Source organism: uncultured Jannaschia sp., from assembly GCF_947494055.1.
Classification (GTDB): domain Bacteria; phylum Pseudomonadota; class Alphaproteobacteria; order Rhodobacterales; family Rhodobacteraceae; genus Jannaschia.
Genome location: NZ_CANLTR010000011.1, coordinates 79,245 through 104,897 on the forward strand (window position 1 = coordinate 79,245; position 25,653 = coordinate 104,897).

A 25,653-nucleotide genomic window follows, 5' to 3' on the forward strand; every position below is an offset into this window, starting at 1 on the left:
TTGAACAGGCCACGTCGCGGCCCCACATCCTGGGTCGATGACGGAAGACCTCACACGCCGCCGCTCCGGGGCCGAGGTCTTTGCGAAAGGACAGTGAGACATGACCACATCCACCCATCCCGTGCTGCCGCTGCGTGACATCGTGGTGTTCCCGCACATGATCGTGCCGCTCTTCGTGGGGCGCGACAAGTCGGTCCGCGCCCTCGAGGAGGTGATGGCGGACGACAAGCAGATCCTGCTCTCGAGCCAGATCGACCCGGCCGTTGACGAGCCCGATGCCGACGGCATCTACCGCGTCGGCGTGCTGGCGAACGTGCTGCAGCTCCTCAAGCTGCCCGACGGGACCGTGAAAGTTCTCGTCGAAGGCCGCTCGCGCGTGAAGATCGTCCGATTCCTTGACACCGAAGCCTTCTTCGAGGCCGAAGCGGAAGCGCTGGAGGAGACGCGCGGTGACGATGCGACGGTCGACGCGCTCGTGAAATCCGTTGGCGAGGAGTTCGGACGCTACGCCAAGGTCAAGAAGAACATCCCCGAGGAGGCGCTCGGCTCCGTGGCCGAGGCGCGCGATCCTGCGAAGCTGGTCGATCTCGTTTCCGGGCATCTCGGCGTCGAGGTCGCGCAGAAGCAGGAGCTTCTGGAGATCCTCACCGTGTCCGAGCGGCTGGAGAAGGTCTACGGCCTGATGCAGGGCGAGATGTCGGTCCTGCAGGTCGAGAAGCGCATCAAGTCCCGCGTGAAGTCCCAGATGGAGCGGACGCAGCGCGAGTACTATCTCAACGAACAGATGAAGGCGATCCAGAAGGAGCTGGGCGACGGCGAGGACGGGCAATCCGAAGTGGCCGATCTCGAGCGCCGGATCGAGGAGACGAAGCTTTCCAAGGAGGCGCGCGACAAGGCCGAGGGCGAGCTCAAGAAGCTCAAGAACATGAGCCCGATGTCGGCCGAGGCGACGGTGGTGCGCAACTACCTCGACTGGATGCTGTCGATCCCGTGGGGCACGAAGTCCCGCACCAAGAAGGACATCCTGAAGGCACAGGACGTCCTCGACCAGGACCATTACGGTCTCGAGAAGGTCAAAGAGCGGATCGTCGAGTATCTCGCCGTGCAGGCGCGGTCGGCCAAGCTCAAGGGTCCGATCCTCTGCCTCGTCGGACCTCCGGGTGTCGGCAAGACCTCGCTCGGCAAGTCGGTCGCCAAGGCCACGGGACGCGAGTTCATCCGCATCTCGTTGGGCGGCGTGCGCGACGAATCCGAGATCCGCGGTCACCGGCGGACCTATATCGGCTCCATGCCCGGCAAGATCATCCAGGCGTTGAAGAAGGCCAAGACGACGAACCCGCTCATCCTGCTCGACGAGATCGACAAGATGGGTCAGGATTTCCGCGGCGACCCGGCCTCGGCGATGCTGGAGGTGCTCGATCCCGAGCAGAACTCGACCTTTGTGGACCACTATCTCGAGGTGGAATACGATCTGTCGAACGTGATGTTCCTGACGACGGCGAACTCCTACAACATGCCGTCGCCGCTTCTCGACCGGATGGAGATCATCTCGCTCGCGGGCTACACCGAAGAGGAGAAGGTCGAGATCGCCAAGCAGCATCTGCTGTCGAAGCAGGTCAAGAACCATGGGCTCCGCAAGAGCGAGTTCGAGGTCACCGATGCAGCGCTCACCGAGATGGTGCGGACGTATACGCGTGAGGCGGGCGTGCGGAACCTTGAGCGCGAGATCGCGAAGCTGGCGCGGAAGGCGGTCACGCGGATCGTCGGCAAGAAGGAGACGTCGATCAAGGTCGACGCCGACAACCTCGACGATTTCCTCGGCGTGAAGAAGTACCGCTACGGCCTGGCCGAACAGGAGGACCAGATCGGCGTCGTGACCGGGCTGGCCTATACCTCGGTGGGCGGCGATCTCTTGCAGATCGAGGCGCTGCGCCTGCCGGGCAAGGGCCGGATGAAGACGACCGGCAAGCTCGGCGACGTGATGAAGGAGTCGATCGACGCGGCCTCGAGCTACGTGCGCTCCATCGCGCCGCAGATCGGGGTGAAGCCGCCGCGTTTCGACACGATGGACATCCACGTCCACGTGCCGGACGGAGCGACACCGAAGGACGGCCCGTCCGCAGGTCTGGCGATGGTGACGTCCATCGTCTCCACGCTGACGCAGATCCCGGTTCGGCGCGACATTGCGATGACGGGCGAGGTCTCGCTCCGCGGCAACGCGATGCCGATCGGTGGGCTGAAGGAGAAACTGCTGGCGGCCCTTCGGGGCGGCATCAAGACGGTGCTGATCCCGGAGGAAAACGAGAAGGACCTCGCCGAATTGCCCGACAGCGTGAAGGACGGGCTGGAGATCGTGCCGGTCAAGCACGTCTCCGAAGTGCTCAAGCGGGCGCTGGTCCGTGAGCCGGAGCCCATCGAGTGGGACGAGGCTGCCGAAGAGGCCGCGGCGCTGGCCGCCCGCGCCAACCAGGCGCGCGAGCAAGGCGCGGTCGCGCACTGATCCGACCCGATGTCGCAGCAAGGGGCGCCCCCCGGGGCGCTCTTTTCCGTTCGGCCTGAAGGATCTCGCTCAGTCCAGTGCGTCGAGGAACGCGAGGACGACGCTGGCAGAGTTTCCAGCCGCGATCGACAGGAAGGTTCCCATCTCGTTGGCGCCCTCGCCGCCACCGGCTAGGTCGGAGAGTGAGCGAAAGGCGATGAACGGCACCTCGTTGGCATAGGCGACCTGCGCGACGGCGGCGCTTTCCATGTCGAGCACCTGTGCGTCGAACGTGTCGAAGGCCCATTCGCGAACCTCCGCGTTGTCGACGAACGCCGCGCCGGAAACCCCGTTGCCGCCGGTCACGATCCGCGGCGATCGGCTGAGGCAGGTCCCCTCGGCGTCGCATGCCGGCAGCTCCGCCTCGATCGCCTCCGCCGTAGCGAGCAGATCGGGGTCGACTGCGTACCAGAACTTATCCTCCGGCGTTTCCGCCCGGGCCGACTGGACGGCCTCGGTCCGCGTGTAGATCATGCCGAGTGGCGCGAAGTTCGACGTCATCCAGGGCGGGATCGCATAGCCCTCCGCCGTTTCCCGCGCGAGGATGGCGTTGAGGTAGCCGCCCCATTGCGCCGGGACCACGACGTCGCCGATCGAGAGTGATGGGTCGACCCCGCCGGCAATGCCCGAGAAGACGATGGCCTCGATGTCGAAATGGTCGAGCGCGAGTTGCGTGGTCATCGTGGCGTTGACCATGCTGATGCCCGAGAGAAACAGGACGACCTCCTGACCCTCCAGAGTTCCCGTGACGAAGCGGTTCCCGTTGATCGTCCGCGTCTCCGGATTCGCGACCGCGTCCCGCAGGGCGATCCATTCGGGTTCGAACGCCGACATGACGGCGATGCGGTCGGCCGCGGCCGTCGTGGTCGAAGCGAGAAGAAGGGCGAGGGCTGTCGGTCGGACGTTCATGCGGGCCTCCGTGGGACGCGGTGCTGCATGTTCGCGTGCCGGTCGGGGAGCCGCAAGCGGGACAAGATCGGTCTTGAACCCCGATCGCGGCTTGTCTAGATGCCGGGCGAAGGTCGGGTGATTAGCTCAGTGGTAGAGCGCTTCGTTCACATCGAAGATGTCGGGGGTTCAAATCCCTCATCACCCACCATTTTCTCATCTACGAGATTCTGATGCCGCCGCTGCTGATCCTTCGGCACGGGCAGACGGTGTGGAACCGCGAGGGCCGTCTCCAGGGCGGTCGCGACAGCGACCTTACCGCGTTCGGCCGGGTGCAAGCCGCGCGGCAGGGCGCGATCTTGCGGGCGCTCGGGGTTGCAAGACGTCCCGTTCGTGTCAGTCCGGCGCGCCGGGCGCAGGTTTCCGCGGCGCTTGCGGGGCTCTTTGCCCAAGTAGAGAACCGGATCGCCGAGATCGGATTGGGCGACTGGGAGGGACGGTCCCTCGCCGAGATCGCACCGCCGCCGGGCGTCGCATGGAAGTTCGCCGCGCCCGGCGGAGAGACGCGCGGCGCTCTCACCGCCCGCCTCGCGGCCTTTCTCGCCACGCTCGACGGTCCTGCAATCGTCGTCACCCATGGGGTCGTCTCGATCGGCCTGCGGGCAATGCTGATGGGGGTGAGCGATTGGGACATGCTCGCCGACCCCCAAGGCGTAGTCCATCACGTCGTGGACGGCCGCGAGACAGTTTACACCTGACTTGATGCGAGGGGCGCGTCGCGCTAGTCCCGAACGGGCGGGTGGTTAGCTCAGTTGGTAGAGCGTCTCGTTTACACCGAGGATGTCGGGGGTTCGAGCCCCTCACCACCCACCATTTCCCCGCCCCCGGTCGTCGATTTGGTGGGTCCGGATGGAACGCGATGTTCTGTGGAAATGCAGCCGCGATCGCTTGACGCCCCTCTCGCCCTCTCCTACACCGCACCCGTGCCGGGCGACCGGGACGCAAATGCGCGGTTGTAGCTCAGTTGGTTAGAGTACCGGCCTGTCACGCCGGGGGTCGCGGGTTCGAGCCCCGTCAACCGCGCCATTGCGATCCTGTCCGTCAGATCGACTTGGACTTCCAGGTCCGGCCGAATACGGTAACCGCCGTCTAGACGTCTCCGTACTCGGACACGGGTTGGCTAGGGAAACTTCCGGACGCAAGATTTGTGCAGTTGCCTCCGAGTCGGTGAACGAGTTCTAACTCGACCATGCCGAGGAATAGCACGTGACTTCATACATTGGCTGAAGGCTATGCCACTGATCTTCGTTCGCGTTTGGTAGCGTGGTAGCGACCACATGCTAGATTTGCGTATGCATGACGCAAGAAAGTGCTGGGAAAGATCGCTGCTCGCAAGATGCGCGGTGAATTGGCACGCCGCACGGCGCGGGCAGGGAATGGACGACGCAATCCGGTGATTGCGTCGTCCAAGGTGTCACACCTGTTGCGACATCCGGTCCATCCATTCGCGGTGGCGTGTCTCGTCGGCCAAGGCCTTCTCGAAGAACGCCTTGGATTTCGGCAGGGCGTTCTCGTGCTGGCTGGCGCGCTCATAGGCCATGACGGTGTCGTCCTCGTTGGTCTTCATCGCCTTGAGGATGGCGCCGTCGCCCATCAGGTCGGCCATCGCGATCTTGCCGGTCGTCAGCATCTGCTTCGCGTCGCCCTCGGTCGGAGCCTCCGCGCCCGCTTCCGCTGCCATCTCTGTCAGCACGTCGAGATGCTGCATGTGGTCCTGCCGGAACTGGGCGACCTGATCGCTCAGGGCCGTGTCCGACAACCGTTCGATCGAGGAATCGTAGGCCGCGATCGCGTCCCGCTCGAGATAGATGAGATCGGTGACAAGCTTGTCGAAGGTGGTTTCGTTTCCAACTGTCGTGACCATGGGTCTGTCTCCTGTCTGGACCCGATGTACGCGGCCTTGGTCGGGCATGCGAGATCGGGCGGTTTCATACGGATCGACGTTTCGTGGCTTCGCATGTTACGTCACGGAACGGTCATTGAACAATTATCAAGCGGGGCAACGGAAGCGGATCGAGGTCACCCCGGCGCCGTGCGTTCCAAGGGTGACCTCGCATTCGGGCACGTCTACTCGGCGGCTTGGCTGCGCGCGACCGAAGCGCTCGACGGGAAGCCCGCGAGCACCTCGTCGGCGGTAGCCTTTCGGTTCTCGACGGAGCTCGTCCACTGGCCCCAGACCGACGGGTCGATCTCGTCGCCGTTGCCCCCGAGCGACGACAGGCGGCTCTGATCCTCGTCGGTCAGAACCTGCTTCGGCAGGGGCGCGAGATGCTTCACATCGTCGGCCCCGATCCCGATCGTCTCACCGACACGACGACCGTAATCGTCGTGGACGAGGAACAGATGCCAGACCATGCGCTCCTGCACGTCGCGCTCGCAATCGCCCAGCATCGTTCCCAAGGTCTTGATCAGGTCGTCGCGCTCCCAGTTCAGCATGGTGCAGAAGCGAGCACGGGCCTGGACGTAGTCGTTGCGCCGGTCGAGGACGCTTCGCGTCAGGCGCCCCTGGATCTCGGGCGTGTTGTTGGGCTCCTCCCGCGGTGCCTCGTTCAGGCCGTCATGGAGCGACGGCTCGTAGTTCACGTGCGGGTTCTGACCCTCGGCCGTGTCGCGGTAATACGACATCTGCCCGTCCGCCTGGTTGGTCGCGACCCTGGCCTGCTTCGGCTGATTCACCGGCAGTTGCAGGTAGTTCGGCCCGACCCGGTAGCGTTGCGTGTCCGAGTAGGAGAACGTGCGGCCGACCAGCATCTTGTCGTCGGAGAAGTCGAGCCCGTCGACGAGGACACCGGTGCCCATCGCGATCTGCTCGTTCTCGTTGAAGAAGTTCTCGACGTTCCGGTTCAGGGTCATCGTGCCGACATGTCGCAGCGGGAAGTCGCGCTCGGACCAGACCTTGGTGTCGTCGAGCGGATCCCAGTCGAGTTCGGGATGTTCGTGATCCTCCATGACCTGCACGTAGAGGTCCCACTGGGGATAGTTGCCCGTCTCGATCGCCGTGTAGAGATCCTTGGAGGCGGAGCCGAGATCCTGACCCTGCACCTTGGCGGCTTCCTCCTCGGTCAGGCTCGCCACGCCCTGCTTGGGATGCCAGTGATACTTCACAAGACAGGTCCCGCCCTCGGCATTGACCATCTTGTAGGTGTTGACCCCGAAGCCCTCCATGTGCCGGTAGTTCGCCGGGATGCCGCGCGGGCTGAACAGGTGGGTCAGCATGTGCATCGACTCGGGCGTCTGGCTCATGAAGTCGAAGATCCGGTTCGGCTCCTGCCGGAAGGTCACCGGATCGGGCTTCAGCGAGTGGATCACGTCGGGAAACTTGATCGCGTCGCGGATGAAGAACACCGCGAGGTTGTTGCCGACGAGATCCCAATTGCCATCCTCGGTGTAGAACTTGATGGCGAAACCGCGCGGGTCGCGGGCGACTTCCGAACTGTCACGGCCGCCGATCACGGTCGAGAAGCGGATCGCCAGCGGGGTCTTCTTGCCCGCCTCCTGGAACAGCTTGGCACGGGTATAGGTCGCGGCCGGCTCGTCACCGATCTTGCCGGTTGCCTCGAACTCGCCGTAGGCCACGAAACCGCGAGCGTGAACCACGCGCTCGGGGATGCGCTCGCGGTCGAAATGGCTGATCTTCTCGAGGAACTGGTAGTTCTCGAGCGTCGCGGGGCCGCGCGCGCCGACAGTGCGCTGCGACTGGTTGTTGGTGACGGGATGGCCCTGGCGGTTGGTGAGGATGCGTTCGTCCGAGCTCCGAGGGCCAGCCTGGGTGTTCGTGTCATGAGATGACATGGGATTCCTCGTGTTCCGCTGTTACAAGATTCAACGCATGGCCCGGCAATTTGTGCCCCGCGAAATCGAGAAACTCGCCGAGGCGCAAAGGTGACGCCGTGGTCATACGCCCTGTCTGCGGGAAACTGCTCAGCGAAGGTGACCCAAAGGAAGCCGTCGCCTAATCGCGTGCCCTGTCCAGCAGGTGTATCAGTTCCAGAAACTTCGCGCGCTGCTCGGACTCGTCACCCGACGACACGGCATCCTCAATGCAGTGTGCGGCATGATCCTCGATGACCAGACGTTCCACGCCTTTCAGTGCCGCGCGGACGGCCGCAATCTGCGTGAGGATGTCGATGCAGTAGCGGTCATCCTCGACCATCCGGGAGATCCCCCGGACCTGACCTTCGAGTCGCTTGAGCCGCGCAAGGGCGGCGTCCCTGTTTTCATGCATGTTCTCGATAAAGGTATTCCAGCGGCAAAAGTCGAGCCTCTGCACGGGATGTCGGGGGAACCTCCACCTTGTATCGGGGTTGAATATACCCTGCGGGGGTATAATTCAGAGTAGTGATGAAGCACGAAGACAGCGGAGACGGAGGCGGCAAGGCCTATGGACGGTTCGCCGCGATGATCGTCACCTCGACGGTGGTGATGTACGGGCTGATGTATCTAAACACGTGGTCGCTTGAGCACGTGTATTTCTCGCAGACCCGGATGTGGATGGCGTTCTACATGGGCGCGGTCATGGCGTTCATCATGCTAGCCTTCATGCTGGGGATGTATCGCAACCGGCGGCTCAATGCTGCGATCTTCGGAGGCGCCGCGATTGCCTTCGCGCTGTCGCTCTTCCTCGTCCGTTCACAGGAAACGGTAGGCGACGTGGCCTGGATGAAAGCGATGATCCCGCATCATTCCATCGCGATCATGACGTCGGAGCGCGCGCAGATCTCCGATCCCCGGGTCCGAAAGCTTGCCGACGAGATCATCGCGGCGCAGAACCGGGAAATCTCGGAAATGCGCTGGCTGATCGACGAGATCGCCGAGAATGGAACGGCCGCGGGTTCCGGCGAGGAGCACGTGCCGGCCGAGATCGCGCCGCTGGCGGATGCCTTGGCCACACCGGTCATCGCGACGTTGGACCTTGCGCCGATGAGCGGCACGGAACTCGACCGCGCAGTGCCGGGCGACGGGATCTGCGAGTTCCGCCGGCAGCGCGACGCGGACCCGATCTTCGCGATGGCCCCCGACGGCAGCGCGGCGACGAAGCTTTCGGGGCAACTCATCGCCCTCAACGCTGCCGCGCCCCCGGGCGCCGAGGGGGCCACGGCCGGAACCGACGGAATGCAGCTCTCGGTCGAGGCCGGCGAGGGCGAGGACGCGACGCTGCGCTTCGAACTCAGGACCGACCCGGCGCTGAGCGTCGGCTACAAGGGATACTGGACCTGCGACGCCTGACACGGCGCGCATTCGCAACGGAGAGAACCGATGCCGAAGGATACCACGCAAGACGACAGGACCGCCGTGCTCTACCGGATGGTCATGCCCGGGCATACCTGCCCCTTCGGCCTGAAGTCGAAGGACCTGCTGGAGCGCGAAGGGTTCCGTGTGGAGGATCACCCACTTCGCACCCGCGAGGAGACCGACGCCTTCAAGCGGGAGCATGACGTCAAGACCACGCCGCAGACCTTCATCGACGGCGAGCGCGTCGGCGGCTACGACGCGCTGCAGGTGCATTTCGGCAAGAAGGACGCGAACGACAACGGCCTGTCCTACACGCCTGTCATCGCGCTCTTCTCGGTTGCCGCGCTGACCGCGATCGCCTTCACGTGGTACGCGTTCGCCACGCTCTTCACCTGGCAGACGCTCGGGTGGTTCGTCTCGATCTCGATGATTTTGCTCGGCCTGCAGAAGCTCAAGGACATCGAGAGCTTCTCGACGATGTTCCTGAACTACGACCTGCTGGCGAAGCGCTGGATACGCTACGGCTACGTCTATCCGTTCGTCGAGGCCGGCGCGGGTATTCTGATGACGGCGATGGTCGCGACGTGGCTCTCCGCGCCGGCGGCGTTGTTCATCGGAACGGTCGGGGCCGTCAGCGTGTTCAAGGCGGTCTACGTCGACAAGCGGGAGCTCAAATGCGCCTGCGTGGGCGGCAATTCGAATGTGCCGCTGGGCTTCGTCTCCCTAACCGAGAATCTCGGCATGATGGGGATGTCCCTCGTGATGCTGGGTCTGCTCTTTACTTGAGAAGCCGTCGGCCGCGTCCCAGCCAGAGCGAAGGCGGGCGGCCAATGTTGCGGCGCGTAGTTGGCCTGTTCGTCTAGCCGATCCTTATGGAGCGTCCCATTCATCTAGATGTTCGCCACAATGGCGGCGATCCTGAACCACGGCGGGCCGCGGCTTGCCAAGGCCCATATGATCGCCGCCGATCACATTTTTGGCGTGGTTGCTATCGAGTATTTAGCAAAGAAGAAGCAAGGTTCCCCGTCTCGGTGCAGGATGCGTATTGACCCCGGCAAACGCCCCCGCTATCCGGGCCCCCACGCGCGGTTGTAGCTCAGTTGGTTAGAGTACCGGCCTGTCACGCCGGGGGTCGCGGGTTCGAGCCCCGTCAACCGCGCCATTTAATCCCGACGTCATCGATCGGCGACAGCAATCTGCTGGATGCAGGCATTGTCGGACATCGCCACTCGCTCGCGATGCGATCACGCCATCGATCGCAGACTGCTATGCTTCCGATATTGCCGTCTCCGGCATCCGCATTTCCGGGCGCAACGCGGGCTTTAAAGCGCTTTGCTTTTAATGAGGCGCGTATCCTGTCGCTTCGAAGAAGTTCCAGCACTCCTCGGGATCGAAGAGATCGCAGATGTCGCCGAGCGCCCGGATGAGCGTATCGTAGGCCCACGCGCCGATGCGGCGGAGGTGGGCTTTCACTTTGGAGAAAACCATCTCGATCGGGTTCAGGTCGGGCGAGTAGGTCGGCAGGTTCGAGGAATCAGAAAGTCGTCCAGTGGACGGCTTTCCCCGAGAACGGAACCAGCAGCCGTGGGCGTTCAGGATTTCGGCGGTCTTCGGGCTCCTGTGGATCGACAGGTTGTCGAGGAGTGAGGAGGAGAAGGATTCGATCCAGTGGATCGGATTCCGAAGAACACGGTGGCTAGCGACAGGGCCGGGGCGAACTGGGTCTCGACGTAGATATCGAAAGCGGCCCGGTCCATCGCGCCCTCGATCACCCAAGGCGCAATCAGCGCGTCGCAGGTGAGCCCGGCGATGAATGTCTGCGTCTTCCAGCGGCCGAACGGGGTCGTGTCTAAAAGACGTTCGCTGACGGACTCCGGCCCCGCAGGCGGGTCATGTTCGCCTTAACCGACGTTTCATCCATGAAGACCAGCCGATGGGCCCTGTCGCGCATGAAGGGCTGGCGCCGAACGGTCCAGTCATGCCGGGCCAGCCTGATATCAGCCCGCATACGCTCCCGCGCGACCAGGCCTTTTTTATATAAGAACCCCGCCCTGATCAGGGCCCGGTGGATCGACGAGAGTTAAACCGACACGCCATGCGTCTCCGCCGCGGTCGCCCTTCGCGGCGCCATCGGTTCAAGCCCGATGGGCGTCGCCAATTCCTTCACAGTGATGTCCGGCTCCGCACGGACGATCCCGGTCGAGAACGCCATGTGGGGCGCAAGCTCGCCGGCGGGCCCCTCTGCGCGACCCTGCCGCTTCGGCGTTATCAACTCCCCGGTCGCGATAAGCGGCCGCCAACCGGACCGCCGTGCTCGCACTCACACCGAAAACTTGCGCGGCTGCCCGTCGTGAATGACCCGCGGCAATGTAGCGCCAGATCCGTTCGCGAAGGTCCATCGAGTAGGGTTTGCCCATCCGTCCACCTCCTTCCGGAAGTGGATCAAACCGATGATCCCAAGGAAATCCCCAACGATTCTGACCAGAGGCAAACCGCTTTAAGATCCGCCATATTGTCTGTGGCCATGGGCGGGTGAGCAAAGGCCGGGAACTCTAGGCGAACGCCAGCCGCTGGCCGTTGTTACGAGCAAGCTGATTTACGACTTTCCGTGTGGTCTCTAGCCGCCCAAGGCGCTTGGGCCGTTAGACGAAGATCGTGCAACGGTCCGCTCGCCCAGACAAAGATGTCCGGCCTATGCGGCGGGATTAAAAAGGCATGATCTTGCTGTCCGAACAGTCTCGCATCTCGCATCTCGCATTAGCGCCATCGCGTACCGTTCCTCGACCTTGCCCGACACGCGCACCGGATCGGTCGCCGTCATCGTATTGTATGCGCAAATCGCCGAGTCGCCGACAGGTCTTCGGGATGCAGTTGATCGTATCGCTCGTCAGCGTGAGCTCTACCTAATAGCAGCTCGATGCTTTCACGCGACCCTGCAGAGGTTAGCATTTGGGGAACCGCAGCGGCTCGGCCAACGACTTCGGCGCCAACTGCGATGCGCCGGTACGGCGAAGCCCCGGCCGCAAGCCGAAGCCTCCGCAAGGCGGGCAAGCCCCCTGTCAGCGCTGGGTCGGACCGATCATCATCACCATCTGCCGGCCTTCCATCTTGGGGAAGTTCTCGACCTTGCCGACCTCCTCGGTATCCTTCGCGACCCGCTCGAGCAGTTCGCGACCGAGATTCTGGTGCGCCATCTCCCGGCCGCGGAACCGCAGCGTGACCTTCACCTTGTCGCCGGATTCGAGGAAGCGGAAGACGTTGCGCATCTTGACGTCGTAATCGTGGGTGTCGGTGTTCGGGCGGAACTTGACCTCCTTCACCTCGATCGTCTTCTGCTTCTTGCGCGCCTCGGATTCCTTCTTCTGGGTCTCGTACTTGAACTTTCCGAAATCCATGATCTTGCAGACGGGCGGGGTCGCGTTCGGGCTGATCTCCACAAGATCGAGCCCGGCATCCTCCGCCATCTGGCGGGCGCGGGCGGGGCTGACGACCCCGACGTTCTCGCCTTCGGCGCCGATCAGGCGGATCTCGACGGCGCGGATGCGGTCATTGATGCGGGGGCCGGTGTCGCGCTGCGGTGGCGCGTTATGTGGTCTGCGGGCGATGGTCGTGGTCCTTTCAGGGACGTTGTCGATAGGGATTCGACATAGCTTCCGCCGCGCTTTCCTTCAAGATGGCAGCGCGGGGGCTGTCCGCCGGTCGAGGGAACAAGGTTGCCGGTGGGGGATTGATCCCGTGCCAGGCCGTCCGATGGCACGGGCGGTCCACATCGCATGGGAGAAATCATATGTCGCGCAACGTAATCGTCGGACTGGCCGTCCTGGTCGTCGCGGTTCTAGCCTGGATCTTGTTTGCCGGAACCGATGACGTGGCCGAAGCGCCGGATGCCGTCGTAACCGAGGAAGGCATCCCGGCCGCAGAAACCGACACCGCCGAGGACTCGGACGCGGAAATCGTCGTCGAAGGTGATGCCGTGGTCGTCGAGGATGACACCGCCGAACCCTCCGTCGAGGAATCCATCGCCGACGCACCCGAAGCCGTCGAAAACGAGTTGCCGGACACCACCGAGGAAGCCGAGGCTGCCGCCGAGGCCAATGGTGGCGAGGCGGTCGTCGAGGAAGACGCCACGGACGCCGCGTCCACCGATGAGCCTGCAACGGATGCAACCGAGCCGGCGGCCGACGCAACCGATGAAGCCGCGACCGACACGGAGACCGACGCTGTCGAGGTCGAACCCGAGGCGGTCGAGATCGAAACCGATACCACCGTGACGGACGGTGCGACGGATACCGATGCTGCGACCGCTCCGGCGGCGGATGCGCCGGCGACCGAAGCTGAGGACGACTCGACCGGCACGCAGGACAGCAGCGCCGCCGGAACGGAAGAGGAAGCCGGTGTCGGCGGATCGGTCGAGGCGGTCGATGCGGAGACAGCCGACGCGACCGAGGAGGCAATCGATGATGCCGCTGCCGCCGAGACCGATCTGGACGCCCTCCTGACGCCCGAGGGTTTCAATGCCGAAGACCTGATCGTGGTCGTCGACCAGTCCGACCTGAGCGATGCCGACAAGGCGACGCTGCGGACCCGGATCGAGGAAGCCGAGGGCGACCGGGACCTTGTTCCCGACGTCATCGAGGAGCTGCGCACCAGCCTCGACATCGAGTAAGCTTCCGATATTCGGAAGAAAGGGCCGCGCGGTTTCGACTGCGCGGCCCTTTTTTCGTTGCCTTGGCGGCGTGTGTCAGTCGACGAAGGCCTTTTCGATGACGTAATGCTTCGGGTCGGAATTCGCGCCTTCCTCAAGACCGAACCCCTCCAAAACTTCCTTCATCTCGAGGTTGAAGGCGAGCGAGCCGCAGACCATCGCGCGATCGGTCTCGGACGCGATGTGCTCGACGCCCAGATCGGCGAAGGCCGACCCGTCGCGGAGCCGATCCGTGATCCGCCCGACGGTGGGCGAGTCTTCGCGGGTGGTTGTCGGATAGTACTTGAGCTTGTCGCCGATCAGCTCGCCGATCAGCTCGTCGGCCCGTAGTGCTTCCACAATACGCCGCCCGTATTCGAGATCGGACAGGTTGCGGCAGGTATGGGTGACGATCACCTCGTCGTAGTTCTCCCAGGTCTCGGGCTCGCGGAGAAGCGACGCGAAGGGCGCGAAACCGGTGCCGGTGGAGAAGAACCACAGCCGCTTGCCGGGCAGGAGCGCGTCGTGGACCAGCGTACCGACAGGCTTCGGCCGCAGGATGATCTGGTCGCCGGGCTTCACGTGCTGCAACCGGGAGGTCAGGGGGCCATCCTGAACCTTGATCGAATAGAACTCAAGCTCGTCGTCCCAAGCCGGGGAGGCGATGGAATAGGCCCGCAGGATGGGCTTCGCCCGACCGGTCTTCGGGTCGGGATCGCCCATCAGGCCGATCATCACGAACTCGCCCGACCGGAAGCGCAGCGATGCGGGCCGCGTCACGCGGAAGGAGAAGAGCTCGTCCGTCCAGTGCGTGACCTGCGTGACGGTCTGCGCGTCGGGCAGGACGGGAGTGGCGTGGCCGGGATTCGGGTTCATGTCGTTCATGGCGTCACAAGCGGCGGAAGCCGCACCTCTAGTTCTGGATCGTTCGGGGTTCTAGGCCGTCTGCAGGTCCGGTCGACGGCCAAGACGACGCTGATAGTCATGCGCGCGCCAGTCGGCCCGGGCACGCCACTCGGCCTCGGGCTGACGCGCCGCAAGGTCTTCGTCGATCTCGACCTCGTCGAAACCGCTGCGCCGGGCCATCGCGTACTGGTCCGCGATCAGGTGCCCTGCGGCACGCAATCGGCCGGTAAAGCCGGCCCGACGCAGAATGCGCGCGATGGAAAAGCCGCGCCCGTCCGCGAAGCTCGGAAAGGCGACACGGATGACGGCGATCTCGGGCAGGCGCAGGAGTACCGGGTCGAGATCGGCATCGGGCGCCAGATCGACGGCCAGCGGCCCGTTCGCGGGCAAGGCATCGATAGCGGCGAACCGCATATCCAGATCATCCGACGCGAAGCCGGTATCGGTCACGATGGGCATGATCGTCTCCTCAGCGGGTGGCGGGCCAGAATCGGCCCCCGGCGAAGTGGATGCCGCATTCGGTCTTCTCCTGACCGCGCCAGCGTCCGGCCCGCGGGTCCTCGCCCGGCGCGACCTTGGTCGTGCAAGGCGCGCAGCCGAGCGAGGCATAGCCCTGCGCAACCAGAGGATGCCGGGGCAGGTCATGCAAGTCCATGTAGGCCGACACATCCTCCCGGCTCCATCGTGCGAGCGGGTTCATCTTCAGCTTGCCGGCATCGACTTCGAAGACATCGAGCGCGGCACGGTCCGGATTCTGATGCCGCTTGCGGCCGGTGATCCAACCCTCGAAGGGCTGTAGCGCCAGTTCCAGCGGCTTCACCTTGCGAAGCGCGCAGCAGGTTTCGGGATCGCGGTCGTGAAGATCCCCCTCCGGATCGTGGAGGAACAGGTCCGCGCTGTCCGGCCGGATCAACCGGATGTCGGTCAGGCCAAGCGTCTCGGCCACCTGCTGCTGATAGCGCAGGGTCTCGGGGAACAGCATCCCCGTCTCGAGGAACAGGACCGGAATGGTCGCATCGACTTGCGCCACGAGGTGCAGCAACACGACCGATTCCGCACCGAAAGACGATACGAGCGCGAGGTCGCCGACCCCGTCATCGCGAAGGACTCGGTCGAGGATCGCCTCGGCCGAGGCATCCGACAGGTCGGCATTCAGCTTCGCGGCACGCGCGGCGAGCAGGGCTTGGGCGTCAAGCGGCATCGCGCTTCTCCTCGGGATACAGGGCGGCCTTGAAGGGGGCGGGTCCCAGGCGGCGGTAGGCGTCGAGGAAGGTTTCCCCGGCATCCTCCCTCACGTCAAGGTAGGCAAGGATCAGTCGTTCGACGGCCGGCACGATCTCGTCGTAGGCGAAGCCCGGCCCGGCACGCTCGCCGATTGCGGCGCGCTCCGTGCCGTCGCCGCCCAGCGTGACCTGGTAATTCTCGACACCCGCCCGGTCGAGACCGAGGATGCCGATATGTCCGACATGGTGGTGTCCGCAGGCATTGATGCAACCGGAGATCTTGATCTTCAGCGCGCCGATGTCGTGCTCGATCCCCATCTCATCGATCCGTGTCGCGATCTGCTGCGCGACCGGGATCGAGCGTGCCGTCGCCAATGCGCAGTAATCCATGCCGGGGCAGGCGATGATGTCGCTGGCGAGCCCGACATTCGCGGTCCCGAGACCGGCCGCACGGAGCGCTGCGTGGAGCACGGGCAGATCGCTGCGGCGAACATGCGGCAGGATGACGTTCTGCTCGTGGCTGATCCGAAGCTCACCGTAGGCGTAGCGTTCAGCGATGTCCGCCATCACGCGCATCTGCTCGGCGCTTGCATCGCCCGGCGTCTTTCCATGCGCCTTGAGGGAGATCGTGACGATGGCGTGGTCGTCGCGTTTGTGCGGCGTCACATTGGTATCGACGAAGCTGCGCAGGACGGGATCCGACAAGTCGATCTCGCTCGGCCCGTTTAGGAAGGACGGCAACGCGAACTGAGCCTTGATCCGGTCAAGCGCCTCCAGATCACCACCGTCGAAGAGTGGCCGCAGCTCGGCGAAGCGCGCCTCGATCTGGCGACGCATCTCGTCGATCCCGGTCTCGTGCACGGTGATCTTGATGCGCGCCTTGTACTTGTTGTCGCGCCGGCCGAGCCGGTTGTAGACCGACACGATCGCCTCGCAATAGGGCAGGAGATCGGCCTCGGGCAGGAAATCGCGGACGGTCTTGCCGATCATCGGCGTCCGGCCGAGCCCGCCGCCGATCAGCACCTCGAAACCCAGTTCGCCGTCACGCTCCTTCAGCACCAGCCCGATGTCGTGGGCACGGGTAACGGCGCGGTCGTTCGGCGCGCCGGTGACGGCGATCTTGAACTTGCGCGGCAGGAACTGGAACTCCGGATGATCGGTCGACCACTGGCGCAGCAATTCCGCGTAGGGGCGCGGATCGGCGATCTCGTCGCGCGCGGCGCCGGCAAAATGGTCGGCGGTCACGTTGCGGATCGTGTTGCCGCTGGTCTGGATGGCATGCATGCCGACATCGCCAAGCCGGTCGAGCATGTCGGGAATGTCGACGAGCTTCGGCCAGTTGTACTGGATGTTCTGTCGCGTTGTGAAATGGCCGTAGCCCTTGTCCCAGCGCTCCGCGAGCTCCGCCAGCACACGCATCTGCGGCGCGGAGATCGTCCCGTAGGGGATCGCCACGCGCAGCATGTAGGCATGCAGTTGCAGATAGACGCCGTTCATCAGGCGCAGCGGCTTGAACTCGTCCTCGGTCAGCGAGCCGTCGAGGCGCCGCTCTACCTGGGCTCGGAACTGCGTGTTGCGCTCCGCCACGAAGGCGCGGTCGAAATCGTCGTAATGATACATGGTCAGGCCTCCGCCTGCTTGCCGTGCGGGTAGTTCGACGGGCCGGTCGCCCGGAACCCCTCGCGGAAATGGACGGGCTCGGGGCCGTTCCGCCCGGCCTTCATGTCGGTCAGATAGGCGCCGACGACGCGGCCGGGCTGACCTTCCGCGAGGGCCAGCCGCTCCGCCGCGCGGGTCTCGTCCTCGATCAGCTCGGCATCGTGCAGGTCTCCGACCCATTCGCCCTGCGCGTTCAGGTAGACGACGTCGCCCTCGCGCAGGAGGTTCGCGGTGACGACCTTCGGTGTGAAGGGGCGGCGGCTCATAGCGCGATCTCCCGGTTGGCGATGGCTTCCACGGCGGCACGGGGCGCCAGCCCCAGCAGCAGGACCGCGGGGCCTTCGATGTCGGTCAACGCGTCGGGCAGCGTGGCGAGCGTCGCAGCGCGGACCTGCTGATCGGGGCGGCTCGCATTCTCGACGATCGTGACCGGGGTTGCAGGCCTCCCGCCATGCATCAGCAGACGGCCCTGCATCCACCGTGCAGCGCGCTTGCCCATGTAGATGGCCGCGACCGCGCCGGGTTCGGCGAGCGCGCGCCAGTCCTGGTCGGCGAAACCCTTCACGTCGTGCCCCGTCAGCAGATGCACCGAGCCGTTCCGCCCGCGCTTCGTCAGGCTTTGCCCGATCCCGGCCACGGCGGCGGAGGCGGCGGTAATGCCCGGCACGATGGACCAGGACAGGCCTGCGTCCTCCAGCGCCTCGATCTCCTCGTCGAGCCGGCCGAAGACGGTCGGATCGCCTGCCTTCAGCCGCACGACATGACTGCCCTTCAGCCCGTGCTCCACCATCATCGCGTTAATATCGTCTTGCGCGGTCGACGGCCCGAAGCCTTCCTTGCCGGCTTCGACCAGGATCGCCTCGCGCCGCGCCAGTTCGAGGATCGCGGGCGCGACCAGCCGGTCGTGGATCACCACGTCGGCCCGGTCCAGCGCGTTGCGTGCCTTCAGCGTCAGAAGCTCCGGGTCGCCCGGGCCAGCACCTACGAGGTCGACATGACCGGGGCGGGCCTCGGCGGCGATATGTTCGGCCAGAAGCGTGTCTAGTGCCGCGCGCACGGCGGTCTCGCCTGCTTCCGCGGCGCGGGGACCGGCTTCGGCGTAGTATTCGGCCCAGAACCTGCGACGCGGCGCACCGAAGGGCAGGGCGTCGGCGGCCTTGCGGAACGTCTTGCCGATCCGCGCCAGCAGGCCGAGCCGTGCCGGCAGGGCCGCCTCGAGGTCGGCCTTGATGCTGCGCGCGAGGACGGGCGCCGCCCCCTCGGTGCCGATGGCGACGACGACCGGATCGCGATCGACGATGGCCGGGGTGATGAATTGCGAGAGTTCGAGGTTGTCGACGATGTTGACCAGCGCCCCGTCCGCACGGGCCAGTTCCAACGTCCGCGCGTCGAGCGCCGCGTCCTCATGCGCCCCGTAGGCGACGACGCAGCAGGTTGCGTCGCCCGGCTCGAGTCCGCGACGGATCAGCGACAGCTTCCCCTCCGCCGCCCAGGCCTCGATCTCGGGCGCGGGAGCTTCGGCGACGACGGTGATGCGTGCCGTCGTCTTCAGAAGCAGGCGCAACTTCGCCACGGCCGCATCGCCGCCGCCGGCGACCAGCACGCGCCGCCCTTCGAGGGCGAGGAAAACGGGGAAGTGATTCATGCGTCGGCTCCCTGCGGATGACCCGATATATAGAACATCGTTCTGGATTCGACACAGGGGGTCGGGCAGAAGAGGAACGATCGGCGCGTCCTGTGCCGCTATCTGAAAACAGCGTTCTTACGTGCAGAAGGAAACGGAATGATGGCCCGGTTGGACGAACTCGACAGGAAGATCCTCCGTGCGCTTCAGACGGATGCCGGACAATCGCTGGATGAGATCGCCCGGCAGGTCGGGTCCTCCAAGACGCCGGTCTGGAATCGCATCCGGAAGATGCGGGAGGCCGGAGTGATGGGTCCGTCCACGGTGCTCGTCGATCCGGAGGCGCTCGGGCTCGGCACCTGCTTCTTCGTCCTGATCCGCACCTCCGAGCACGAGGCCGGGTGGCAGCAGCGCTTCCTCGCCGCGCTCCGCGCCCGGCCGGAAGTGCAGGAGGCGCATCGGCTGGCGGGTGAGATCGACTACATCCTGAAGGTCCGCGTCGCCAATGCCCGCGCCTACGATGTCTTCTACCAGGCGCTGATCTCCGAGGTCCGGGTATTCAACGTCACCGCGCTCCTCTCGATGGAGGAGATCAAGTCGGAGACGGCGCTGCCGATCTAGGGCGCGCGTGGTGTCGTGAAGTCGAGGCACCGCCCCGGCAGGCCATCGGGCACGTCGATCACCGTGCAGGCCCCGGTCGGGTAGCGGGCGAAGTCCGGATCGGCGGGCGGCGTCGCGCAGGCCTCTGCCGCGGCCGCGCCGATCCCCGGATTGTGCGCCACGATCAGGACGCAACCCGCGTTCCGCTCGTGCGCGATATCGAGGATCGTGCCGGCTTCCGCTTGGTAGAGGTCGGGGCGGAACTCGGTTTCGGCCTCCGGCAGATCGAGCCCGGCCAGCGTCTCCCGCGTCCGCACGGCGTCCGAACAGAGCGTCAGGTCCGGGAGATGATGCCGTGATTTCAGCCAGTCGCCGATCTTGCGCGCGGCTTTGCGCCCGCGCTCGTTCAATGGCCGGTCACGGTCGTCCTTTGCAGGATCGGACCAGTCCGACTTGGCGTGCCGGAGGAGAATGAGTTTCATGGGAGCGACTCCGCCACGGGACTGGGCCTTCGGCAGCCTAGACCGGCCAGGGGGCCGCGGTCGAGCCGTTCGATGTCGTCCGGCCGCGTCCGGCCGTCACCCGCCCGTATGGCTCATGTGCCGGGTGACCTGCCCTTCGACCGCCTGACGCGAATAGTCGAAATCGTGCCCTTTCGGTTTCCGCGCGATGGCCCGCCGGATCGCGTCCTCGAGCGGGGCGTCGGCCTCGGATGCGCGCAGCGGGGCGCGGAGATCGGCCATGTCCTCCTGGCCCAGACACATGTAGAGTTCGCCCGTGCAGGTCACCCGCACGCGGTTGCAGCTTTCGCAGAAATTGTGCGTCAGCGGGGTGATGAAACCGATCTGCTGGCCCGTCTCCTCGATCCGCACATAGCGCGCCGGTCCGCCGGTGCGGTGCGCGAGTTCGGTCAGGGTGAAGCGCTCCGCCAGGCGGGCGCGCAGGTCCTTGAGCGGCCAGTACTGGTCGAGCCGCTGCACCTCGCCCATATCGCCCATCGGCATGACCTCGATGAAGGTCAGGTCCATGTCCTCCACCGCGCACCAGGCGAGGAGATCGAAAAGTTCACCCTCGTTGAAGCCCTTCAGCGCGACCGTGTTGATCTTGATCCGCAGGCCTGCATCCTGTGCCGCCGCGATGCCGCGTCGTACCTTGTCGAGCGAGCCCCAGCGCGTGATGGCGCGGAATTTCTCCGGGTCGAGCGTATCCAGCGACACGTTGATCCGCCGCACGCCCGCGTCCCGCAGCGGCTGCGCGAAGCGTTCGAGCTGACTGCCGTTGGTGGTCAGCGTGAGTTCGTCGAGCGGGCCGCCGAGATGCCGCGACATGCCCTCGAAGAAGGTCATGATCCCCTTGCGCACCAGCGGCTCGCCGCCGGTGATCCGCAGCTTGCGCACCCCCATCCGCACGAACGTGGAGCAAAGCCGGTCGAGCTCTTCCAGCGTCAGAAGCTCCTTCTTCGGCAGGAACGTCATGTGCTCCGCCATGCAATAGGTGCAGCGAAAGTCGCAGCGATCCGTGACCGACACGCGAAGGTAGTCGATCTTGCGGGCGAAGGGGTCGATGAGGGGTGCGTTCATGCTGCGCAACCTAGGCCGCAGGGCGCATGGCAACAAGTGGGGCTGACAGGGGCAGGGGCGGCGCTAGGATGCATCCCGACGCCGCCAACCGGAATCTCCTGTCATGCGCCTCCTGCTTCTCGTCCTGCCCATCGCCCTGACCGCGTGCAGCCAACTGCCTGGTCCGGGACCGCGTAACGCGGAGGCGTCGCGGACCGGTGGCGAAGCGGTCCCCCAACCACGGCCTGCCCCGACCCTGCGGGGCCCGGCGACGTCCGCCGCCGCGCTCGACACAGTGTCCGACCGCGAAAAGGCGGAGGCGCGCGCCGCGGCGCAGGCCGCGCCTGTCGGCGGCGAGCTCGGACAGGTCACGGTGGCGCTCGGCGATCCGACGGATGGCGGCCTGTGGGTGAAGTCCGATCTGGTGCAGGCGGAGACGCCCGGCACCGTGCGGACGGGCGCCGGCGACGCGATCGCGGTGACGCTACGACCTCTGGGATCGGAGGGAGGCCCGCAGATCTCGCTCTCGGCGCTGCAGGCGCTCGGTCTGCCGCTCGCGGGCCTGCATCCGGTGGTATTGGCACGGCGGTGAACGCCGCAGCAGAGGCCGCTTCTTCCGGCCACTCTGCCGGAGAAGCCGTGGAGGCCGCGATCTGACGCGGCAGACCGACGCGAGCGCCGGCCCCGCCTGGGTGCGGCAGACCGACGCGAGCGCCGGCCCCGCCTGGGTTCAGTTCCGGAAGGTGCCGTTGCCGAAGGCGATTTCGACCTCCTCCCACGGTCCGCGCGCTTCGGTCGGGACGCATGCGGGCTCCGTGCTTCCAAGGCTCTTGACGGTGACGGCCCGCGCCAGCCCGGTCAGGCTCCGACGGACGGCCCGCCCGTCGACCATGACGGTCGCGCCTCGAAGGATCTGCTGCGCGCCCTGTTGCAAACGCATGTTGTCCAGGGTCCAGAGGCCGCAGATCAGGACGGTGCCATCCGCCGCCAGGGCCGGCCGCCAGACGACGTGGAACGATCCCCGGCCGCCACCCGACCAGCCCGTCGAGTATATGCCCGTCCCGTCGGGACCGGGTCGGGAAACGTCCGCCGAGGCAGAGATCGGAAGAAAGGCGAGGGCCGTAGCAGCCAGGGAAAGACGAAGGAGCTTCACGAGAGCACCCATGGAACATTTGAAAAACGAGAGCGCTTATAGGCGTCTCTCAACAGACGTGAAGCCATGCACGGCGAAACAATTGGTTTCGCATGTTCCGCCTCTCGCCCGCCCGTTCAAGCGGCTGGCAGACGGCGCTCCACGATCTCCGCCCACCAGGAACATCCGGCGGGGATCGCTTCGTCGGTGAAGTCGTATTCGGGATGGTGGACCGGCGCGGTGTTGCCGTTGCCGACGAGGATGTAGGCGCCGGGCCGTTCCTCGAGCATGAAGGCGAAATCCTCGCCTCCCATGACCAGCGGCGCCTCGCCGCAATCGCCGGAGACGGTGCGGGCCGCCTCGGCGGCGAAGGCCGTCTGATCCTCGTGGTTCACCATCACCGGGTAGTTCCGCTGGTAGTCCACCTCCGCCGCGCCGCCGAAGGTCGCGGCCACGCCGGCGCTGATCGCCTTGATCCGCGTCTCCGCCAGGTCGCGCATTCCGGGGGACATCGTGCGGACGGTGCCCTTCAGTTCGACGCGCTGCGGGATGACGTTGAACGCCTTGGAGGAGGATTCCATCGACGTGACCGAGACGACGATCTGGTCCACCGGGTCGGCGTTGCGCGAGACGATGGATTGCAAAGCGGTGATGAGATGCGCAGCCATGAGGCCGGTATCGACGACCTCCTGCGGCTTGGCGGCGTGGCCGCCCCGGCCCTCGAGATGAATGTTGAACACGTCGGTCGCAGCGAAGAACGCACCCGGCCGGATCGCGAATGCGCCGACCGGCAGTCCGGGCCAGTTATGCATCCCGTAGACCTCCCGGACGTTCCAGCGGTCCATGATCCCGTCCTCGCACATCTCGCGACCGCCGCCGCCACCTTCCTCCGCGGGCTGGAAGATCAGGATGACCGTGCCGTCGAAGTTCCGAGTCTCGGCGAGGTATTGCGCGGCGCCGAGCAGCATCGCGGTATGGCCGTCATGGCCGCAGGCATGCATCGCGTTCGGCACCTTCGACGCGTGCGGCGCGCCGGTCTGCTCGTGGATCGGAAGGGCGTCCATGTCGGCGCGCAGGCCGATCGCCTTGCCGGAATCGGTCCTGCCGCGGATCACGCCGACGACGCCGGTGCGACCGATCCCCTCGACCACCTCGTCGCAGCCGAAGGCACGCAGCCGCTCGGCGACGAGGCCCGAGGTGCGATGCGTGTCGAACAGGATCTCCGGGTTCTCGTGCAGGTCGCGGCGCCAGGCGGTGATCTCGGGCAGCATTTCGGCGAAGCGGTTCTTGACGGGCATGCGGGTCTCCTTTTGGCGCGGACCCTGCGCCCGGCTCCCGGGGAGTTCAAGCGCCCCCGTCGTCCGTTTCCCCGGGTGACCGGGGCAGGGCGGTCGCCCGGTCCCCCGCATCGCCGCCCGTCTGGTCGTGGAGGTAGAGCGTGCGCGTCGGGAACGGGATCTCGACACCGTTCTCCCGGAACGTGTCCTCGACGGCGAGCATCACGTCGGAGGCGACATGGACAACGTCGGTCCGGGTGGATTTCGTCCACCAGCGCAGACGGACCACCTTGGCGAAATCGCCCAGATCGACCGACAGGGCCTCGGGGCCGGGATCGTTCATCACCCGCTCGATGCCCGATGCGGCCTCCACCGCGACCTTCATGGCGAGCTTTGTGTCGCTGCCATAGGTGATGCCGAAATCGTATTGCGACCGGCGGATCGGAAAGGCCGTGTTGACGGTGACGGCGTCGGTATAGACGTCGGCGTTCGGGATCACGACGCGGCGGCCATCGTAGGTCTTGATGAGCGTCGCGCGCGTCTGGATGTGCTCGACCGTGCCCTCGTAATCCCCGACGACGATCTGGTCGCCCACCGCGAAGGGCTGGCGGATCAGGAGCAGGATGCCGGAGAGCAGGTTCTGCAGGATGTCCTTGAAGGCGAAGCCGATCGCGACCGTCCCGATACCGAGCCCCGCGATCAGGTCGCCGGGCCGGATCGACGGCGTGAGGATCATCAGGGCGAGCATCGCGCCGGAAATCCAGATCGCCCAGCGCGCCACGCTGCCGATCACGGCACCCAGATCGGCGCGCCTGCGGTTGTGCGCCATGCGCCGGATGCCGAGACCGACGAGGAGGCCGGCCACGACGAAGAGCACCATCACCACGAAGGCGACCGCAATATTCGGGATCAGGCGGAACAGGCCATCGAGCCAGCTGTCGATCTTGTCGACGATCAGTCCGGGATCGGCATGGATCTGCTCCGGCGTCGTCTCCTCTTCCATGTCGCGCTCCCCGTCGCCTCAGACCAGCGTCCGGACCACCCGGCGCAGGAGCGCCTCGCCGGCCTCGAACTGCTCGACGGCGATCCATTCGTCGGGCTGGTGCGCTTGCGCGATATCGCCGGGGCCGCAGACGACGGCGGAGTAGCCGCGCTCCTGGAACTGGCCGGCCTCGGTGCCGTAAGTGACCACATGCGTGCCGTTGTCGCCGGTCAGACGCCGGACCAGAGCCTCGGCCGCGCCGTCCGGTTCCGGCACGAGGGCGGGGACGCCGTGCGTCGTCTCCCAGGTCACCCCCGCTTGCGGATGGCGGGCGCGGAGATCGGCGTCGAGCTCGGCCAGGTAGGCGTCCATCGCCTGCCGATGGCGCTCGACGTCGTCGCCCGCCGGGACGCGGAAGCCCAGCTTGAAGGTGCAGTCCTTCGCCGTGATGTTGTGCGCCGTTCCGCCCTGGATCAAGCCGACATGCGCCGTGGCGTGGGGCGGGTCGAAGGCGGCGGAGACCGGGTCGGGCGCCTCCGCCCAGATCGCGGCGTTGCGCTCGTTGACCCAGTTCAGGATGCGCCCGGCCTCGTGCACGGCGCTCACCCCTTGCGGCAGTTTCGAGGAATGGACCTCGTAGCCGTGGACGTGGATGTCGGCGATGGTGGAGGCGTTGTGCCCGGTGACGGGGCGCAGCATCGACGGCTCCCCGATGATCGCGGCGGCGGCACGGGGCAGGTGGGCCACCATGTCGTCGATCATCGGCGGCGCGCCGATGCAGCCGACCTCCTCGTCGTAGGAGAGCGCGATCTGAAGCGGTCGCGTCACGCCGAGCTCGATCGCGTGCGGCACCATCGCAAGGGCGAGCGCGTCGAAGCCCTTCATGTCGGCGCAGCCGCGGCCGTAGAACCGGCCCTCTGCCTCGGTCACGGCGAAAGGCTCGTAGTGCCAGTCCTGCCCGTCCACGGGCACGACGTCGGTATGGCCCGAGAGCACGACGCCGCCTTCGACCTCCGGCCCGACATTCGCATAGAGCGCGGCCTTCGTGCCGGTCGCGTCGTAGACCCGGCGCGCGGAGACGCCGTGAGAGGCGAGATACGCCTCCACCCAGTCGATCAGGTCGAGGTTCGAGTCACGGCTCACGGTCGGGAAGGCGACGAGCCGCTCCATGATCTCCCGTGCGGTCAGCAGCATCTTGGACATCCGGTCACCTCCGGTGCCATCCGTGCTGTGCACCCGGGCGAAGGTCAAGGATGGTGCCCGGAAAACGGGCGGTCGCATGCAGGTG

General features: G+C 65.7%; 25 protein-coding genes, 4 tRNA genes and 1 pseudogene. 11 read left to right on the forward strand and 19 right to left on the reverse strand.

What is annotated here, in order from left to right; all coding sequences use genetic code 11:
• Positions 1-100: 100 nt before the first annotated feature.
• Positions 101-2,500 (forward strand): endopeptidase La, encoded by a 2,400-nt coding sequence (lon, locus tag Q1A87_RS11780; protein ID WP_299651536.1) that lies wholly within the window; start codon positions 101-103, stop codon positions 2,498-2,500.
• A gap of 69 nt (positions 2,501-2,569) precedes the next feature.
• Here the strand turns inward: lon and Q1A87_RS11785 are convergent, their stop codons facing one another.
• Positions 2,570-3,448, reverse strand: a complete 879-nt coding sequence (locus Q1A87_RS11785) for a 5'-methylthioadenosine/S-adenosylhomocysteine nucleosidase (RefSeq protein WP_299651538.1) — start codon at positions 3,446-3,448, stop codon at positions 2,570-2,572.
• Between the two features lie 115 nt (positions 3,449-3,563).
• Between Q1A87_RS11785 and Q1A87_RS11790 the strand changes: the two genes are divergently transcribed.
• From Q1A87_RS11790 to Q1A87_RS11805, 4 genes are all read left to right on the forward strand, one after another.
• Positions 3,564-3,638 (forward strand) — tRNA-Val (locus tag Q1A87_RS11790).
• Positions 3,639-3,660: 22 nt separating this feature from the next.
• Entirely contained in the window at positions 3,661-4,185 is a 525-nt protein-coding gene (locus Q1A87_RS11795) for a histidine phosphatase family protein (protein ID WP_299651540.1), read from the forward strand.
• 39 nt (positions 4,186-4,224) lie between these two features.
• Positions 4,225-4,300, forward strand: a tRNA-Val gene (locus Q1A87_RS11800).
• Between the two features lie 136 nt (positions 4,301-4,436).
• Positions 4,437-4,513: transfer RNA gene (locus tag Q1A87_RS11805), tRNA-Asp, on the forward strand.
• Between the two features lie 388 nt (positions 4,514-4,901).
• Here the strand turns inward: Q1A87_RS11805 and Q1A87_RS11810 are convergent.
• The 3 genes from Q1A87_RS11810 to Q1A87_RS11820 form a co-directional block, all read right to left on the reverse strand.
• Positions 4,902-5,351 carry a ferritin-like domain-containing protein gene (locus Q1A87_RS11810; protein ID WP_299651542.1) on the reverse strand — a complete coding sequence of 150 codons (450 nt, stop codon included), beginning with the start codon at positions 5,349-5,351 and terminating at the stop codon, positions 4,902-4,904.
• Positions 5,352-5,554: 203 nt separating this feature from the next.
• Positions 5,555-7,279, reverse strand: a complete 1,725-nt coding sequence (locus Q1A87_RS11815) for a catalase (protein WP_299651544.1) — start codon at positions 7,277-7,279, stop codon at positions 5,555-5,557.
• 160 nt (positions 7,280-7,439) lie between these two features.
• Positions 7,440-7,712 (reverse strand): metal-sensitive transcriptional regulator, encoded by a 273-nt coding sequence (locus Q1A87_RS11820; protein WP_299651616.1) that lies wholly within the window; start codon positions 7,710-7,712, stop codon positions 7,440-7,442.
• 116 nt (positions 7,713-7,828) lie between these two features.
• On the opposite strand from Q1A87_RS11820, the gene Q1A87_RS11825 reads away from it, so the two are divergent.
• The 3 genes from Q1A87_RS11825 to Q1A87_RS11835 all read left to right on the forward strand — a co-directional run bounded on the left by Q1A87_RS11825 (position 7,829) and on the right by Q1A87_RS11835 (position 9,881).
• Positions 7,829-8,713, forward strand: coding sequence for a DUF305 domain-containing protein (locus Q1A87_RS11825; protein ID WP_299651546.1), 885 nt, complete (start codon positions 7,829-7,831; stop codon positions 8,711-8,713).
• A 30-nt stretch (positions 8,714-8,743) separates the two neighbouring features.
• A complete protein-coding gene (locus tag Q1A87_RS11830) occupies positions 8,744-9,505 on the forward strand; it encodes a MauE/DoxX family redox-associated membrane protein (protein WP_299651548.1) in 762 nt (253 codons plus the stop codon).
• A 299-nt stretch (positions 9,506-9,804) separates the two neighbouring features.
• Positions 9,805-9,881 (forward strand) — tRNA-Asp (locus Q1A87_RS11835).
• Positions 9,882-10,057: 176 nt separating this feature from the next.
• Here Q1A87_RS11835 and Q1A87_RS11840 read toward each other — a convergent pair.
• The 3 genes and pseudogenes from Q1A87_RS11840 to infC all read right to left on the reverse strand — a co-directional run bounded on the left by Q1A87_RS11840 (position 10,058) and on the right by infC (position 12,324).
• Positions 10,058-10,495 (reverse strand): transposase, encoded by a 438-nt coding sequence (locus Q1A87_RS11840; protein ID WP_299651550.1) that lies wholly within the window; start codon positions 10,493-10,495, stop codon positions 10,058-10,060.
• Between the two features lie 524 nt (positions 10,496-11,019).
• Positions 11,020-11,136, reverse strand: a pseudogene (locus Q1A87_RS11845) (IS630 transposase-related protein); the annotation flags it as partial.
• Positions 11,137-11,778: 642 nt separating this feature from the next.
• Complete coding sequence (infC, locus tag Q1A87_RS11850; RefSeq protein WP_299651618.1) at positions 11,779-12,324, reverse strand: translation initiation factor IF-3; 546 nt, start codon at positions 12,322-12,324, stop codon at positions 11,779-11,781.
• A 182-nt stretch (positions 12,325-12,506) separates the two neighbouring features.
• Between infC and Q1A87_RS11855 the strand changes: the two genes are divergently transcribed.
• On the forward strand, positions 12,507-13,385 hold the full coding sequence (locus Q1A87_RS11855) for a hypothetical protein (protein WP_299651552.1): 879 nt from the start codon (positions 12,507-12,509) through the stop codon (positions 13,383-13,385).
• 75 nt (positions 13,386-13,460) lie between these two features.
• Here the strand turns inward: Q1A87_RS11855 and Q1A87_RS11860 are convergent, their stop codons facing one another.
• From Q1A87_RS11860 to cysG, 6 genes are read right to left on the reverse strand one after another with little or no spacing between them, the layout of a single operon-like run.
• Positions 13,461-14,288, reverse strand: a complete 828-nt coding sequence (locus tag Q1A87_RS11860) for a ferredoxin--NADP reductase (RefSeq protein WP_299651554.1) — start codon at positions 14,286-14,288, stop codon at positions 13,461-13,463.
• Positions 14,289-14,339: 51 nt separating this feature from the next.
• Complete coding sequence (locus Q1A87_RS11865) at positions 14,340-14,771, reverse strand: DUF934 domain-containing protein (RefSeq protein ID WP_299651620.1); 432 nt, start codon at positions 14,769-14,771, stop codon at positions 14,340-14,342.
• Between the two features lie 7 nt (positions 14,772-14,778).
• Positions 14,779-15,510, reverse strand: a complete 732-nt coding sequence (locus tag Q1A87_RS11870) for a phosphoadenylyl-sulfate reductase (RefSeq protein WP_299651556.1) — start codon at positions 15,508-15,510, stop codon at positions 14,779-14,781.
• A complete protein-coding gene (locus tag Q1A87_RS11875) occupies positions 15,500-17,152 on the reverse strand; it encodes a nitrite/sulfite reductase (protein WP_299651558.1) in 1,653 nt (550 codons plus the stop codon). The genes Q1A87_RS11870 and Q1A87_RS11875 overlap by 11 nt, the downstream gene beginning before the upstream one ends.
• 2 nt (positions 17,153-17,154) lie before the next feature.
• Positions 17,155-17,457, reverse strand: coding sequence for a DUF2849 domain-containing protein (locus Q1A87_RS11880; RefSeq protein WP_299651560.1), 303 nt, complete (start codon positions 17,455-17,457; stop codon positions 17,155-17,157).
• Positions 17,454-18,836: a siroheme synthase CysG gene (cysG, locus tag Q1A87_RS11885; protein ID WP_299651562.1), complete on the reverse strand. Its 1,383-nt coding sequence runs from the start codon at positions 18,834-18,836 to the stop codon at positions 17,454-17,456. Before cysG ends, Q1A87_RS11880 begins: the two co-directional genes overlap by 4 nt.
• Before the next feature lie 138 nt (positions 18,837-18,974).
• On the opposite strand from cysG, the gene Q1A87_RS11890 reads away from it, so the two are divergent.
• The gene (locus Q1A87_RS11890) at positions 18,975-19,436 is read left to right on the forward strand and encodes an Lrp/AsnC family transcriptional regulator (RefSeq protein ID WP_299651564.1); all 462 of its coding nucleotides are present in this window, start codon (positions 18,975-18,977) and stop codon (positions 19,434-19,436) included.
• Here Q1A87_RS11890 and Q1A87_RS11895 read toward each other — a convergent pair.
• Together Q1A87_RS11895 and moaA are read right to left on the reverse strand one after the other, a co-directional pair.
• Positions 19,433-19,897 (reverse strand): histidine phosphatase family protein, encoded by a 465-nt coding sequence (locus Q1A87_RS11895; RefSeq protein ID WP_299651566.1) that lies wholly within the window; start codon positions 19,895-19,897, stop codon positions 19,433-19,435. The genes Q1A87_RS11890 and Q1A87_RS11895 overlap by 4 nt on opposite strands.
• Positions 19,898-19,993: 96 nt before the next feature.
• Positions 19,994-20,995, reverse strand: coding sequence for a GTP 3',8-cyclase MoaA (gene moaA, locus Q1A87_RS11900; RefSeq protein WP_299651568.1), 1,002 nt, complete (start codon positions 20,993-20,995; stop codon positions 19,994-19,996).
• Positions 20,996-21,098: 103 nt separating this feature from the next.
• Here moaA and Q1A87_RS11905 point away from each other — a divergent pair, with 103 nt between their 5' ends.
• A complete protein-coding gene (locus Q1A87_RS11905; RefSeq protein WP_299651570.1) occupies positions 21,099-21,566 on the forward strand; it encodes a hypothetical protein in 468 nt (155 codons plus the stop codon).
• A gap of 138 nt (positions 21,567-21,704) precedes the next feature.
• Here Q1A87_RS11905 and Q1A87_RS11910 read toward each other — a convergent pair whose 3' ends face one another.
• From Q1A87_RS11910 to argE, 4 genes are all read right to left on the reverse strand, one after another.
• The gene (locus Q1A87_RS11910; RefSeq protein ID WP_299651572.1) at positions 21,705-22,127 is read right to left on the reverse strand and encodes a hypothetical protein; all 423 of its coding nucleotides are present in this window, start codon (positions 22,125-22,127) and stop codon (positions 21,705-21,707) included.
• A gap of 116 nt (positions 22,128-22,243) precedes the next feature.
• Positions 22,244-23,404, reverse strand: a complete 1,161-nt coding sequence (locus tag Q1A87_RS11915; RefSeq protein WP_299651574.1) for a M20 aminoacylase family protein — start codon at positions 23,402-23,404, stop codon at positions 22,244-22,246.
• Positions 23,405-23,450: 46 nt separating this feature from the next.
• Positions 23,451-24,386 carry a mechanosensitive ion channel family protein gene (locus tag Q1A87_RS11920; protein ID WP_299651576.1) on the reverse strand — a complete coding sequence of 312 codons (936 nt, stop codon included), beginning with the start codon at positions 24,384-24,386 and terminating at the stop codon, positions 23,451-23,453.
• Positions 24,387-24,404: 18 nt separating this feature from the next.
• Positions 24,405-25,568: an acetylornithine deacetylase gene (gene argE, locus Q1A87_RS11925; RefSeq protein ID WP_299651578.1), complete on the reverse strand. Its 1,164-nt coding sequence runs from the start codon at positions 25,566-25,568 to the stop codon at positions 24,405-24,407.
• Between the last annotated feature and the right edge of the window lie 85 nt (positions 25,569-25,653).